This window comes from Sphingomonas sp. FG14 (assembly GCF_057809675.1).
Map to the genome: position 1 here is coordinate 1 of NZ_JBMDKK010000007.1, position 13,930 is coordinate 13,930.

Annotated in this window: 12 protein-coding genes; 5 read left to right on the forward strand and 7 right to left on the reverse strand. The window is 61.5% G+C overall.

Annotated elements, in window-relative coordinates:
- The 4 genes from ACODTA_RS18695 to ACODTA_RS18710 all read right to left on the reverse strand — a co-directional run.
- Positions 1-1,333, reverse strand: a 1,333-nt coding sequence (locus tag ACODTA_RS18695; RefSeq protein WP_489067694.1) for an ATP-binding protein, incomplete at its 3' end; no start/stop codon positions are given.
- Positions 1,334-1,826: 493 nt separating this feature from the next.
- Positions 1,827-2,213, reverse strand: coding sequence for a hypothetical protein (locus ACODTA_RS18700; protein WP_489067496.1), 387 nt, complete (start codon positions 2,211-2,213; stop codon positions 1,827-1,829).
- A 348-nt stretch (positions 2,214-2,561) separates the two neighbouring features.
- Positions 2,562-2,759: a DUF6961 family protein gene (locus ACODTA_RS18705; protein ID WP_489067497.1), complete on the reverse strand. Its 198-nt coding sequence runs from the start codon at positions 2,757-2,759 to the stop codon at positions 2,562-2,564.
- 29 nt (positions 2,760-2,788) lie between these two features.
- Positions 2,789-3,373, reverse strand: a complete 585-nt coding sequence (locus tag ACODTA_RS18710; RefSeq protein WP_489067498.1) for a Ros/MucR family transcriptional regulator — start codon at positions 3,371-3,373, stop codon at positions 2,789-2,791.
- Positions 3,374-3,758: 385 nt separating this feature from the next.
- On the opposite strand from ACODTA_RS18710, the gene ACODTA_RS18715 reads away from it, so the two are divergent.
- From ACODTA_RS18715 to ACODTA_RS18725, 3 genes are all read left to right on the forward strand, one after another.
- Complete coding sequence (locus tag ACODTA_RS18715) at positions 3,759-4,961, forward strand: hypothetical protein (protein WP_489067499.1); 1,203 nt, start codon at positions 3,759-3,761, stop codon at positions 4,959-4,961.
- A complete protein-coding gene (locus ACODTA_RS18720; protein ID WP_489067500.1) occupies positions 4,961-6,427 on the forward strand; it encodes a DUF2779 domain-containing protein in 1,467 nt (488 codons plus the stop codon). Before ACODTA_RS18715 ends, ACODTA_RS18720 begins: the two co-directional genes overlap by 1 nt.
- A gap of 290 nt (positions 6,428-6,717) precedes the next feature.
- On the forward strand, positions 6,718-8,190 hold the full coding sequence (locus tag ACODTA_RS18725; RefSeq protein ID WP_489067501.1) for a site-specific DNA-methyltransferase: 1,473 nt from the start codon (positions 6,718-6,720) through the stop codon (positions 8,188-8,190).
- Here ACODTA_RS18725 and ACODTA_RS18730 read toward each other — a convergent pair whose 3' ends face one another.
- Both ACODTA_RS18730 and ACODTA_RS18735 read right to left on the reverse strand, forming a co-directional pair.
- Positions 8,191-9,615: a phage terminase large subunit family protein gene (locus tag ACODTA_RS18730; protein WP_489067502.1), complete on the reverse strand. Its 1,425-nt coding sequence runs from the start codon at positions 9,613-9,615 to the stop codon at positions 8,191-8,193. It abuts the gene before it with no gap.
- Complete coding sequence (locus tag ACODTA_RS18735) at positions 9,612-10,049, reverse strand: DUF5681 domain-containing protein (protein WP_489067503.1); 438 nt, start codon at positions 10,047-10,049, stop codon at positions 9,612-9,614. The genes ACODTA_RS18730 and ACODTA_RS18735 overlap by 4 nt, the downstream gene beginning before the upstream one ends.
- Before the next feature lie 891 nt (positions 10,050-10,940).
- Between ACODTA_RS18735 and ACODTA_RS18740 the strand changes: the two genes are divergently transcribed.
- Complete coding sequence (locus tag ACODTA_RS18740) at positions 10,941-11,204, forward strand: hypothetical protein (RefSeq protein ID WP_489067504.1); 264 nt, start codon at positions 10,941-10,943, stop codon at positions 11,202-11,204.
- 49 nt (positions 11,205-11,253) lie between these two features.
- Positions 11,254-11,451 carry a DUF6961 family protein gene (locus tag ACODTA_RS18745; protein WP_489067505.1) on the forward strand — a complete coding sequence of 66 codons (198 nt, stop codon included), beginning with the start codon at positions 11,254-11,256 and terminating at the stop codon, positions 11,449-11,451.
- 226 nt (positions 11,452-11,677) lie between these two features.
- On the opposite strand, the gene ACODTA_RS18750 is transcribed toward ACODTA_RS18745, so the two are convergent.
- Positions 11,678-13,837 (reverse strand): catalase, encoded by a 2,160-nt coding sequence (locus ACODTA_RS18750; RefSeq protein WP_489067506.1) that lies wholly within the window; start codon positions 13,835-13,837, stop codon positions 11,678-11,680.
- Positions 13,838-13,930: the final 93 nt, after the last annotated feature.

Consider the following 13,930-nt stretch of genomic DNA (forward strand, 5'->3'; position numbering starts at 1 on the left):
TGGCTTCCTTCCATTCCAATGAAAGGATCGCACCATCAAACCGTGGGATCAAACAGCTAGGGTCAGGGATCTGCAATTTGCGTCCGCTCGGTGGTTGCCCATTGAGGATCTCAAGGATCTGTCCGCACTCGCCGACCTGAGGGTCGGTAGCGCTTAATCGGGTCTCACAAGGCCTAACGTTGCATTGACTCGAAGGGGGCTTGGCAGCCCATCTGATACGACCCCCGCGTGCGAACTTAGACCAGACCGACACCGAGCCTTTCTTGGAAAGTCGACCTCCGCGAGACCTGAACGCCTCAGCCGAACCGCGACGCAGGCTGGCGACCAGTGAGCGCAGGCGATCGCGCAGGATCGACGGAAGTTGGGCGTCCGACTTGTCCACTGTGATCTTCCACATCGCGTCCAAAGAGTTCGGGATGTCTATCGCCACACGCACCAACTGGGAAAGCTCCCCATGACGCACCAGTCGAAACCAAGTGCCGTTCAGAATCAATCGACCTGCGCGGTAGAGGTAGAAGCCTTGGTTGCGCAGAAAGCCCTCCTCGCCGCCGAGCCGGTCGTAGTCAGACAGCGGGAGCTTGGAGAAGTGGGGTAGCACAAACCCCTGTATTGAGATCATGGCCCCTTCAGCCAGGTGGATCTCCTCGGGTGCGAGCGCCTGGGTGGCGTTGTTGTCGCGATGGAACGGGTCGAAGGGCGCGATCGCCTGCCCGTTCAGAATAATCTTCAGCGGACGTCCGCGCACCTCCCCCGCGAGGAAGCGGTGAAATAGGAGCGCGAGTCTGGAGCGTGCGTGGACGACGAGCGCGTTGAAAGCCTCTGGACCGATCGTGCCGTTTTCGGAAAGGCGGTCGCAGTTGCGCCAGATCACCTCGGTGCCCTGCGCGGTGAGGATAGCGGGATTGGCCACTTCCGAAAGGTCGGCCTCGTCGAGCAGTGCCATGCTCCAGCCGTCGATCTGGTCCAGGTCCCATTCGGCTCCAGTTGCGCCACCGCCGTTGTTAGAGACCACCGTCAGCCGCCTACACTGCGAGAACGACGCGGACTTTAGTCCCCAACCAAACCTTCCTAGGTCATCGGGCGACCGCTCGTCTTCCGGGTTAGTGCTCGCCGGCCGCATGGCAGCCGCTAGCTCGACCGACGACATCCCTTCGCCCTCGTCGCGAACGCGGACTTCCATTCCGGCTTCTGACTTCATGCACGTGATGTGGATGACGCGGGTTCGTGCCTTGATGCTGTTGTCGATCAGGTCGGCGAGCGCACTTGGCAGGTCGTAGTCGCCGAAGCTTCTGGCCGACATCATCAGGGCCGCGGCGTCGGGCGGATTGGGCACGAATCTCAAGCTGTGTCTCCCCCGCACGCTATAAACTACGGTTTGCAACACGTCGCAAGACGCACTCTTCCGCATTCGTGGCGACGTCAAGCGCTCGATTGCCGCCTTTCGTTAGTATGCCTATAGAGTTAGCGTTCATTGTAGAACTGGCGAAGTTGGCGCAATTGACGATACTGTGAGCTAAAGGCAGCTCTCGCGAATTGAAACTGCGTTGGTAAATGACCGCTATGTTGGCGGATCCCGCCGGGCGGGCCGAAACGACCCAAATGGCCGCTATTGTCTGAGGCAGACGTTAGCGCTGGCCGATCTCAACGACCGATTTTGGTCGCAAGCTGCCAGTTTAAAAGCTGGTTCCTGAATGTCGGCTATGTTCGCTGCGGTGCCCGAAACCAGCCAGTTGGCATCCGGTCCATAAGAATACGAAGAAGTTTCGCTCTGCGGTCGTCGCATAAAGCCATAGGTTCGCAAGTCGGTCATATCGATGGTGGCGTAATTAGACATTGCGATAGTTCGATATTCGCCTAGCCTGCTCCGCGCTGCCGATGGTGCCCCACGCCGTTGGCTTCCGGGCATGTTGCCCCACCACATGCCCAGCAGGCCGGGTGACCAGGACCGGCCTGTCAGGTGAGTGTGACGACTCGACGTCGGTCCGAGCCTTAGTCAGCCCGATTCCGGTTCCCGACAATTGATTGCGCACGGACCCGGCAGCGGCCTTGACGCCCTTCTGAACGGCCCAGCCGATAGCGAACGTCACCGCCAGGGGCGCAACAACACGCACCAGCCCCTGAGCCGCATAGCCGATCGCGGCGCCCTTGATCCCGCTGTCGCCGTCCTGCCGATCGATCGCCACACCGATCATGGCACCAATCCAGTTGCTCATGCACATCTCCTTTCCAGTCCAAGCGAGCGAACACGCGTAACGTTCCAACGAACCGGATCGCACGTCCAAAGGTGAGATATGTCTGAGTGATGCATGCTGCGATATGAATGACCGTAGCACATCGCCACCAGGGCAAACATGCTCCGGTCATCCCTGGGCCCCCGCCCATCGAATGCCTGTTGTCGCCGGTCCAGGGCCGGCGCCCAGATAAAGGGAGGCCCGAACGGCATGCCGCCCGGGCCTCCAAGTGAAGAGGCCCCCTGTTAAAAGGTCTCTTCGGGTCGCGGGTTGCGCCTAATATCGATGCGCAAGCCGATATTGTACAAAAACGACATGATCGACCATCGGTCATTGCCGCTTCGCACCGATCGCGGGTCCGGTCAGCGCAAGCACACGCTCGGCGATATCCTCCCAGAACCGCCTGCCAGTCTCATCACCGGCTTCCAGCATGGCGTAGAAGCGCTTCGTCATGAACCGGCCGATGTCGGATCCATGGATATCGATGAGCGCGCTGGCGAACTGCCAGCGCTCCTGCTCGGAGGTCATGTGTTGGTCGGACGAAAGGTGCGAGCCGCTCAGCCTTCTCCGCTCAGATGCTTCTGCGCCGCCTTCTTCGCGACAGCCGGAGATTTGCGCGCAGCAGGTTTGGCGGGCGCGGCCTTCGCTGGCGCTTTCTTTGTCGGGGCCTTCCTGGCCGGTGCTTTTTCCCCGGGCTTGCGACCAAGCCCGATCTTCATGGCCATGGCGCGCCGCGCTTCCGAATAGCTCTCGGCCACCATGGGATAATCGGGCTTCAGATTATAGCGCTCGCGATAGTCTTCCGGCGTCAGGCCGTGCGTGCTCAGATGACGCCGCAGTGTCCGATAGGGCTTGCCGTCGATCATAGAGAGGATGTGGTCCTTCGACCCCAGCGACTTCCTGACCGTCACCGCGGGTGGATAGTCTGGCTGCTGCGCCTCGACAGCAGCGGATGCTGCAGGCGCACTGGCGCCCGCCAGCTCGGTCACCGCGCCATGCATGAGCTTGAGGAACCCCGGCACGTCCGCGGCATCGGCACGGGTATTGGGATTGGACAGCCAAGCCATGGTCAGGTCGGCGGCAAGCTCGACCGCATCGATGCTGCTGGCCTGGGCTTCGATGTTATTCTCGGTATCGGACATGATCTGCCTTCCCACATATTGCTTGCGCGCACTTCTATCCAAAATGGACCAAATAACCAGTGGTGCGGCCGATCATTCGCGCACTCACCCGCACTGTATCGAGCCGCCGCGACCCAAATCCACTTTTCCGGGCGGCTGCGCAGATTGGACTTGAACCTTCGCCTCAACAGAGCAATCTGACCCCGCTTCCCGTGAAAGCCGGGAGGTGGGGCGTGGAAACCCCAAAGGTAGCCAACTCGGTCGAGCTTATCGGCCGGGTGGCATGCGCGCATGTCCAGCCGGTTCGCCGGTAAAGGCGCATGCGCCTGTGGGCTACCTCAGGTTTCCAACATCCGGCTTTGGCCGTCGCCCCGAGAGGACATAGGCGCGACACGAGGCAAAGCCGATGACACATATGGTCAATATCCATCCCAAAAAGGCGCTGGGCGCGCCGTTCCTGGTCGGGCTGGACGGCGCCAGCCACAAGCTGGAACAGATCCAGCTCGGCCAGATCGGCGCCTATAACGAGGCCTGGCTCCAGCAACTCATCCACACCCATCCCGAGATCCTGCCGATCGCACAGATCGAACCCGGCTTCGGCGCACCCATCGCCGTCGCCCGCGAGGTCGCCTGCGGCCACGGCTATATCGATAATCTCTTCATCACCCCCACCGGCGACATCGTGCTGGTCGAGACCAAGCTGTGGCGCAACGCCGAAGCCCGGCGCGAGGTCGTGGCGCAAGCCCTCGACTATGTCTCGGCCCTGATGACGATGAACTATGCCAGCTTCGAGGCGGCCGTCCTGAAGGCGGGCACGACCGCCAAGTCGCTCCATGACCTCGTCGCCGACAAGGCCGACGCGCTCGAGGAAAGCGCCTTCTTCGACACCGTCTCGCGCAACCTCAGGCGCGGCCGCATGCTGGTGCTCGCGCTCGGCGACGGCATCCGCCAGGAAGCCGAACGCCTCGCCGACCTCATCCAGAACCAGATGATGGCGCAGTTCACATTCGCGCTGGTCGAGGTGAAGATCTACAGACACCCGGGCTCGGGCGACATCATCGCCATCCCGAGCACGCTCGCGCAAACGGTGATGATCGAGCGCGGCATCCTCGTCTTCAACGATGGCGTGCCAACCATCCAGCCCTTGCCGGACAAGACGCTGCCCAAGGCGAAGTCGATCACCGAGGACATGTTCTACGAGGCGGTCGGCGCCAGGAACCCGCTATTGCCCGGCGCCATCAAGGCCTTTGTCGACGCGGCCGCGGCGCTCGGCGTCTATCCCGACTTCAAGGCCAGCCTTAATCTGAAGGTCGATATCGCCGAAGCGTCCGCGCCGCTCAATATCGGCTATATCCAGAAGAACGGCCAGCTGCGCACCAACCCGGTCGGCTGGCAGGCCGGCGAGAGCCTGGGACTTGCCTATGCCCAGCGGCTGGCCGATCTGATCGGAGGCGTGGTCGCGACCCATGACGGCATCTATGTCTCGACCAATGGTTCGTCTATGCCATCGGTCGCCAGCCTGCTCCCGGCGCATCAGGCCGAATGGCTCGCCGCGATCAAGGCGCTGATCGACGGCTACAAGCTGCAGCTCCAGCAAGAGGGCGTGTGATGACCCGACCCATCGGCCTCTCCAAATCGCGCATCGCCGCTTTCGAGCAATGCCCGAAGCGGCTGTGGCTGATGGTGCACCGGCCAGAGGTCGCGGATGCCGGTGACGATGACGACGGCACCTTCACCCGGGGGCATGGCGTCGGCGCCGAGGCCTGCGCCCAATGCGCCGGGGGCATCATGGTCGAGACCGGCTCGGACCTCAGGGCGGCGCTGGCGATGACGCGCGACCTGATCGCCGGCGGCCATGACGCGCCGATCTTCGAAGCCACCTTCGAGCATGACGGCGTGCTGGTCCGCGTCGACATCATGGAGCCGCTGGGAGATGGCCGCTGGCATATGGCGGAGGTCAAGAGCGCCGGCAGCGTCAAGGATTATCATCTGGGCGATCTGGCGACCCAGCTCTGGGTGACGGGCAATACGGGCATCCCTGTCGCCAGCGCGGCGATCCGCCATATCGACACCCGGTTCGTGCTGAGGCGGGAAGGGGATTATCGCGGTATCTTCAAGGATACGCATCTGCTGGCCGACCTGCAGCCGCTGATCGCCCGGCGCGGCGACCAGGTCGCCGCCGCGCGCCAGATGCTTGGCGGCCCCGAACCCGATCACCCGGTCGGCGCCCATTGCGAAGCGCCCTTCACCTGCGAGTTCATGGGATATTGCCATCACGACCTGCCCGCGGGACCGGACTGGCCGGTGACGGTGCTCCCCGGTGGTGCGGGCAAGCGCTGGCTGGAGAAGGGTATCCAGGACATCTTCGCGCTCGACGCGGCTCTGCTGACGAGTGCTACGCATCAACATGTGCACTGGGCGACCGTCACCGACACGCCCTATCATGACGTCGACGGCGCCAGAGCCGCAATCAGCGCCTGGGCATATCCGAGAACATGGCTCGACTTCGAGACCATCGGCTTCGTGTTGCCGCGCTGGATCGGCATGCGGCCCTATGCGCAGGCGCCGTTCCAGTTCTCGGCGCATATCGAAGCCGCCGATGGCAGCATCGAGCATCGCGAGTTCCTGAGCCTCGACGGCTCGGACCCGAGACGCGCCTGCGCCGAGGCGTTGCTCGCGCTGATCCCGGACCAGGGCGCGATCATCGCCTATAACGCGCCCTTTGAGCGGGGCTGCATCGCCGAGCTCGCCGCCACGTTCCCCGATCTGGCCGAAGGGCTGAACCGCCTCAACGACCGGCTGGTCGACCTGCTGCCGGTCACGCGCAATCACTGGTACCATCGCGACCAGCGCGGCAGCTGGTCGATCAAGGCGGTGCTGCCGACCGTGGCGCCGCACATGAACTACGCCTCGCTGGACGTGAAGGACGGCATGCAGGCCCAGCAAGTGTATCTCGAAGCCATCCATCCCGATTGCTCGCAAGAGCGCCGGCAAGCCATCGACGCGGGGCTTCGGCTCTATTGCGGCCGCGACACCGAGGCCATGATCGTCCTGGCGCGGCATCTGATCGGATAGAGGGTGTCGCGTTTTTCAGGCTGCCTTTGCACGCAACCTGTCCCCGATCACATTTTTGCTGGTGTAATCCTTGCGGCATCCCGCATCGTAAACCACATATCGTTCGCGGAATGAGATTGCCTTAGGGAAGCATTTTTAGGCCGCAAGCTGCTGCTTGTGATCGAGGCACGCGGTGTTGGATGGAAAGGGGGGAGGCTAAGGCCTCGGCACGTCCGACAAACTGAGCAATTGAGCCGTCCGCACTGAGGGGAGCGGATGAAAGACGGCTCTGTTCATGGTTGGAGGATGCGATGCCCAAGGTTACCAAGCCGAACACTTCTCTCAAAAACCAGCTGCAGGCTAAATCGCGTGGACGGCGTAAGGCGCTGACCCAGGCGGTGTCGGTCGCGGCGGTCGCGTCCACGCCAGCGCGCAACGACCTGCAGCCGGCACTCCAGATCACATCCGTGCCGATCGCCTCGCTCAAACCCGCGCCGCGACGCCTCCGCCGCGTTGAGCCGGCGCATGTCGAGCGTGCGGTGAAGTCGATCGGCACCTATGGACTGGTGATTCCCATCCTCATCGATCGGCATAATCAGGTGATCAACGGGCATACCATTCTCGAAGCCGCGAAGAGCCTGGGCTTCGACACGATCAGCTGCGTGCGGATCGAGCATCTGTCGACCAATGAGGTCCGCGCTTTGAAGATCGCGTTGAACCGTCTCCAGGAACTGGGGGTCTGGGACGAGGAGGCGCTTCGGATCGAAATGATCGAGCTGATCGAAGAGGATGTGGATCTTGGCGCGACCGGGTTCACCGATATCGAGGTCGACCAGATCGTGGTCAGTACCGAAGACGGGGGTGATGAAGACGATGCGCCCGCCGATCCGCCCCAGCACCCGATCGCCAGGCCGGGCGACCTGTTCCGCCTGGGCGACCATTATCTTCTGTGCGGCGATGCGCTGGACGCGAAGTGTTACGAGAGGCTGATGCAGGGCAAGCTCGCCCAGGCCGTGTTCAGCGATCCTCCGTATAATTGCCCGATCGCCGGCTTTGTCGGGGGCCTCGGCAAGGTCAAACATAAGGATTTCGCCTTTGCGGTTGGCGAGAAGACCGATCAGGAGTTTCTCGATTTCCTCGCCACCTATCTGAGCCATGCACGCCTCGCGACGAGCGAAGGTGCCGTGATCTTCGCCTGCATGGACTGGCGTCAGATCGACATTCTTCTTTATGCCGGCAGGCTCGCCGGTCTCGACCGGATCAACAAGGCCATCTGGAACAAGGGTTCGGGCGGCATGGGCTCGCTGTACCGAAGCGCCTATGAAGAGGTGGCCATCTTCTGCAATGGCAAGCAGCCGGCGGTAAACAATGTCCAGCTTGGCAGGCACGGTCGCGACCGGATGAACGTCTGGAATTACCCCAGCGCGAACCGAAAAGGGTCGTCTGCCGCCGAACAGCTCGGCGCGCATCCCACGCCCAAACCCACCGAACTCGTGCGAGACGCACTTCTGGACGTCACCAGCAAGGGTGACATCGTCCTCGATCCGTTCATCGGTTCAGGCACCACGATTATCGCAGCACAGCAATGTGGCCGCATCGCCTACGGCATCGAATACGAGCCGGGCTATGTCGATGTGACGATCAGCCGCTGGCACAAGCAAGTCGGAACCGACGTCGTCCATGTGGCAACCGGCAAGCCCTTCCGCACGCTGGAGGCCGAACGCAGGGCCGAGATGATGCAGGATGCGCCTGCATCGCCGGCCGAGAGGGAGGCTGACAACTGATCAGGTGCGTGACATCCTGCCGGCATAGGCCGCGTTGATCACGGCGCCGGTGTCCAGTGCCGCGAGGAACTGGGTCACCGCATCCACCTGGTCGTCATGCTTGCCCTTGGGAAATTCCATCAACTCGCGCTCGAACGCCGGGCGCCACTCGGCATGTTTGGGAATCCAAAAACGGCCCTGCTCGAGTTTGGGCGTTTGCCATTCGGCGCGTTCGACCTTCGACAGTTTGGGAGAATAATGTTTCAGCCAAAGCGGGGGCGATGGATAGGAATGGCGAACCGAGTCATAAAGCGCCAGTCCGCCATGTGATGCCTCCACGATCACGAGATCGGCATTCCATTTCTCGCGCAGATTCGGGAGCAGCTTCACCTGCTCGGTAAAGCTGATCCGTACGCGATGAACGTCGATCAGATGGATTTCCTTGCCGCGCAGCCCGAAGGTCGCGCAGACGGTATAGTCGTTGGTCTCGTGGGTCGCGAGCGCGGTGTCCCAGCTCTGTACGATATAATCGAAATGGAGGTGCGGCTCCTCGATATGATTGAGCCATTCCAGCTTGAAGAGATAGCCGCCCGAGGGGACGGGGCGCTGGTTCCACTGTGCCTCGAACAGTGCTGAGGAGATGGTGGCGCGCAGATGCTCCACTTCCTCCTCGCCGAAATGCGCCTCGTGCAGGATGTGGCCGGCCTCGCGATGCATGATGATATCGCCCATCGCGAAGGTCTGGTTCTCATAGGCAACGAGCGGAAGAATCAGTTTCTCCCAACCGCCCCGCTCCATCAGGCGCCCGGCCAGATCGTCGACATGGAGCCGTTGCGCCACCACCAGGATCCGGCCGGTCTTGGGATTATCGAGGCGGCTGGACAAGGTGCTGTCGAACCACAGATTGACCGCTTCGCGCACCGTGTCCGAAAACGCGTCGTCCGCTTTCATCGGATCGTCGATGATCAGGAACTCTCCGCCAAGCCCGGTCAGCTTGCCATGGACCGATGTCGCCATGCGATGGCCGTTCCTGGTCGTCCCGATATCGCGCTTGGTGCACCGTTTGGGATCGATGCGGGTGCGCGGGAATGACCGCTTATATTGTTCGCTCTCCATCAGCTTGCGGCACTGGTGCGCGAAGCCCTCCGCCAGGTCCTGGGCGTAGCTGATGTTGATGACTTTAGCCGAAGGATCGCGCCCCAGAATGAATGCCGGAAAGCAGATTGTTGTGATGAACGACTTTAGGTGCCGAGGCGGTGCGCAGACGACCAGTCGTTTGGTCCGCCCTTCCATGACCTGCACGCAGCGATCGGCCAACAGCGCAACATGCCAGTTGGCTTTGATGGTTTGGCCCGGATAGAGATAGGCGAACGCCCAAAATATGAACGCCGAGAAATCCTGCCCGATCAGGGCGTCGTAAATCCGCCGATGATTGATCTCGCTCATTTCGAACCTCCCGGCAAAAGCATCTGCTGCATCGTCAGGATATTGCTCAGCACCTGCTGCTCGGCCTCGGTCAGCTCCGCTGGGGCCGCCTCCTGCTCGGGCGGCTCGAAGGGCAAGAGGATGGACACGGCGTTCATCGTCGCGTGCCTGTCGCCGTTGAGGGCGGCCGCGCGCATCCTCAGCAACATGATCTTGAGCGCCTCGGACCTGGTCGATTTGCCGTTCTTGCGATAGGGCATTCGCTCGAAAAACACTTCGCGCGCGATCGTGCGGACGTTCTTGGCGCCCTTTGGACGTCCTTTGCTCCGCTTGTGTCCGGGCGTGAACTGACCGCTCTTGGGCGGCTTCTTGTACCCGACCTCGTAATCCTCGTCAGACGAACAATCCTCGTCGGAAAAATCATCCTTACTCATTTTACAGTCCCCCACAGCCACGCGCTGCCATCCCAGGCATCGGCATTGCTCGACGCACGGGACAAACCGTCAACCGGCGGACCGGTGACCGAAACAGCGATATGAACCCGCGGAAAGGGACTGCGTCGCGTTCAGCGTTCCCGGGGCTCGATTAATATGTTTGACGTTGCCGTTGGGGGTCAAGAGTCCCGGAAAAAATTCCTCGTCGGCGCCATCCTGGCTCGGCAAAATCCCGCAGAGGTACGCAAAATTCCCATTAAACTTTCACGGGAAATCGTGCCTGCCCGGCGCGGAAACTCTGGACCCGGCATATGCCTGGACCGGTGCGAAACCCGTTTAATGGGAAAATTCCCATTAAATTTCCCATTAAGCCGCGAAAGCTCGGCTCCTCCCGGCGTGCTCAGCGTCATTCCGTAGTGCCGGGCTACGCAGCAGAGAAAGCTTGGGAGAAATCCCGTATTTGAGGTTTTTGGAGGACTCTCCGCAGGACCGAATTAAACCAAATACGCGCGGAATTGCGGGAAAATCGGCTGATTTTCCCGGGATCTTTTCAATGTTCTCTGATACTTGGGACTAGGTGGCGGAGACGGAGGGATTCGAACCCTCGGTACGGAATTCTCCATACGACGGTTTAGCAAACCACCGTCCGACCTCGCCTGTCATCAAAATAACGGACCGAAATCGCAGAAATCTGCGACTTTCAGGGGGTGGCATGCGTCATAAGCGTTGTCAACTCACTGCTCGTCACCACAAATCTCACCACAGCGAACAGACGACTGGAGACGCGATGCTCTTGTCTTCGATTGTCGAAATATGACGCCTGTCCTGTCTTTTGTGGATGCCGGAGACCTGCTCCAATGAACGAAAATCGCGAGGCTTCCTCCTAACCACTTCATAACAAGAAAAGATGTTATGATCCGCATGCTGTTGCGGAGTCGACTCATGGCTCAGATGGGGCTTGTCGCGATCATGGCCATCATGTCGGAGGAGGCGCCCTCCGAACGCGTCGCCGATGCGGTCCTCCGGCTCGCGCGTTTCCTGAGCGACCATCATGGCGAGCTGAACGATGCCCAGGCGGCCGACCTTCTGGCACTGGGAGCTTGCCTGTGGCGGAGAAGCGTCGAGTTGGGCGACACCGCCCCCGAGATCGACGCGGCGATCGCGGCGAAGCAGTGACAGGGAAGGGAGAGCGGCATTCGGCCTGGATGCCGCAAGGCGTGTCTTCGTGACAACGGAGCACCAGCGATGGGCGTTCGCCGCCAGGCTGCTTGAACGGTACGGCGACGTCATCAGCGATTTCGTCAAACGCCAGGTCGACGACTGTATCGAGCGGGGCGACGAGGAGGGGCTGCTGTTCTGGCATGACGTGATCTCGAAGCTTGTTCAGTTGATGGGCCCCGATGGCGGAACGGATCCGCAATAGGATTCGCTCATCCAGAGGTGAAGACGAGGCTCGGCCAACGTCCAGCGCATGAAAAGGCGCCTGTCCCACTATTCGGTTTCTGATGCCGCCGAAAAAAAAAGCCCCGGCCGTCAGACCGGGGCAGATGCGTGACATGTTCAAGGTGAACGCGCTCGAGTGATGACGGTTTCAAGTCGATCGATAACGGGATCACGTGGCGCCTCGTCGGTGTTTCACCCGCACCGGATCAGGCAAGATCGCGTACCTTCGGCTCACGCTCCCAATGGCGTTTTGTCCCAGCCTTCATGAAGTCCTTGATCGGCACGACCCCTTCATCGGGTTCGATATTGGCTTTCTCGAGGAGTATGGCGGTTCCCTCGCAATGCGCGATCGTCTTGCAATGGCCATAGGCATCCATGAACCATTGGACGGCGGCACCCTGCTGCGCGAGCGCCTCGGCCGCCTCGGGCATGAGCACCGCGGCAACTGCGTCGAACAGGACCGACGGTGATCCGGCGAGTTGGCCATCCGCCTTGAGGGTACCGCCCTTCACCTTGATGCCGCCCACTTTGGGTGCGACGAGGAAGGCAGTGCCGCCTGCTTTCTCGATCCCGGTTTTCAGGGCATAGATCGACGCCTTGTCCGAGCCTTCTGCGAAGAGGATGCCGACCTTGCGGCCCTTGAGCGTGTCCTTGGCCTGCTTCTGGATGGAGAGCGCATCCGACGGAGGCATTTCGATCGGAGCCTTCGCCGCCTTCGCCTTCTCCGGCAGGTCGATCGCCAGGCCGTCCGCGACGCGCCGGGCGAGATCCTCGTCGATATTGCGCAGGCGCGAGACCACGCGGACGCGAACATGGTCGATCTGCACCTTCGACAGCTCGAACACGAGCGCGGAGGCGATATGCGCCTGCTCATTCCCGGTCTGCGACCGATAAAAGAGCCGCGCCTGGCTGTAATGGTCCGCGAACAGTTCCGCGCGCACGCGCAGCTTCTGCTCGGGATCGTTGCGTTCGCTATTGCCGGTGAACGAAGTGAAGCCAGTCTCCGGGGACGCGCGCGGGCCCGACGCCTCGCCGGCTTCCGCAAGGCTGTTGGGTTCGTAATTGGCCCGCCCCGTCGGCACCAGCGTCTGCATCATCCCGTCGCGCTGGAAATTGTGGAACGGGCATTTCGGCGCGTTGATCGGGATCTGGTGGAAATTGGTGGTGCCCAGACGCGATTTCTGGGTGTCGAGATAGGAGAACAGCCGCCCCTGCAGCAGCGGGTCGTTGGTGAAGTCGATTCCCGGGATGACGTTGCTCGGCAGGAACGCGACCTGCTCGGTCTCCGCGAAGAAATTGTCGACATTGCGATCGAGCGTCAGGCGGCCGATGATCTCGACGGGAATATCCTCTTCCGGAATGAGCTTGGTCGGATCGAGCACGTCATAGGGTTGCTCGGCGGCCCATGCCTCGTCGAACACCTGTACGCCCAGGTCCCATTGGGGATGGTCGCCGGCGGCGATGGCCTCGAACAGGTCGCGGCGATGGAAGTCGGGATCGGCCCCGGCGATCTTGACGGCCTCGTCCCAGGTCGTGGACTCGACCCCCAGGACCGGTTTCCAGTGGAACTTGACGAAGCGTCCCTCGCCGCGCGCGTTGACGAAGCGGAAGCTGTGGACGCCGAACCCCTCCATCATCCTGAGTGAGCGGGGAATCGCGCGGTCCGACATCGCCCACATGATCATATGCATGGCTTCCGGCATCAGGCCGATGAAATCCCAGAACGTGTCGTGCGCAGAGGCTGCCTGCGGATAACCGCGATCCGCCTCCATTTTCACGCTGTGGACGAGATCGGGAAATTTCATCGCGTCCTGGATGAAGAAGACGGGGATGTTGTTGCCGACCAGGTCCCAGTTGCCGCTGTCGGTATAGAGCTTGACCGCGAAGCCGCGCACATCGCGGGGCGTATCGATCGAACCCGCACCGCCAGCCACGGTCGAGAAGCGAACGAAGACCGGGCAGCGATTGCCCTTCGTCTGGAATATGGATGCCTTGGTCAGCTCCGGGATGGCCTTGGTGCATTCGAAGACGCCATGCGCGCCCGACCCGCGCGCGTGGACGATGCGCTCGGGTATGCGCTCATGATCGAAATGGAAGATCTTTTCCCTGAGGACGAAATCCTCAATCAGGGTCGGGCCGCGCTCGCCGGCGCGCAAGCTGTTCTGGTTGTCCGAAATCCGATGCCCGAAATTATCGGTCAGAAACGCATCGGCTTCCTCTCGGTCCTGGTTCGGGGCGATATCCTGGTGGAGTTCCCCGCCGTTGCCGACATGGACTTCAACCGGCGTCTCGCCCTGGCCGGGCCGGCTTTGCGCAAGCGCATTGTCGCCGGCCGGGCTTCCGGTGCTCTTGGGTCGCTTCGGCATGATGTGTCCTCCTGCAGACGATCGAAGACGTCGTTCGCGGGCGATGGAGTCCCTCGAAACGAATTCGTCGGAGATGCGATCGATGATCGAATT

What these genes read in the sequence shown, in the direction of transcription:
- ACODTA_RS18700 (WP_489067496.1), bottom strand. Translation starts at nt 2,213, where the DNA reads ATGAGCAACTGGATTGGTGCCATGATCGGTGTGGCGATCGATCGGCAG.
- ACODTA_RS18705 (WP_489067497.1), bottom strand. Translation starts at nt 2,759, where the DNA reads ATGACCTCCGAGCAGGAGCGCTGGCAGTTCGCCAGCGCGCTCATCGAT.
- ACODTA_RS18710 (WP_489067498.1), bottom strand. Translation starts at nt 3,373, where the DNA reads ATGTCCGATACCGAGAATAACATCGAAGCCCAGGCCAGCAGCATCGAT.
- ACODTA_RS18715 (WP_489067499.1), top strand. Translation starts at nt 3,759, where the DNA reads ATGACACATATGGTCAATATCCATCCCAAAAAGGCGCTGGGCGCGCCG.
- ACODTA_RS18720 (WP_489067500.1), top strand. Translation starts at nt 4,961, where the DNA reads ATGACCCGACCCATCGGCCTCTCCAAATCGCGCATCGCCGCTTTCGAG.
- ACODTA_RS18725 (WP_489067501.1), top strand. Translation starts at nt 6,718, where the DNA reads ATGCCCAAGGTTACCAAGCCGAACACTTCTCTCAAAAACCAGCTGCAG.
- ACODTA_RS18730 (WP_489067502.1), bottom strand. Translation starts at nt 9,615, where the DNA reads ATGAGCGAGATCAATCATCGGCGGATTTACGACGCCCTGATCGGGCAG.
- ACODTA_RS18740 (WP_489067504.1), top strand. Translation starts at nt 10,941, where the DNA reads ATGATCCGCATGCTGTTGCGGAGTCGACTCATGGCTCAGATGGGGCTT.
- ACODTA_RS18750 (WP_489067506.1), bottom strand. Translation starts at nt 13,837, where the DNA reads ATGCCGAAGCGACCCAAGAGCACCGGAAGCCCGGCCGGCGACAATGCG.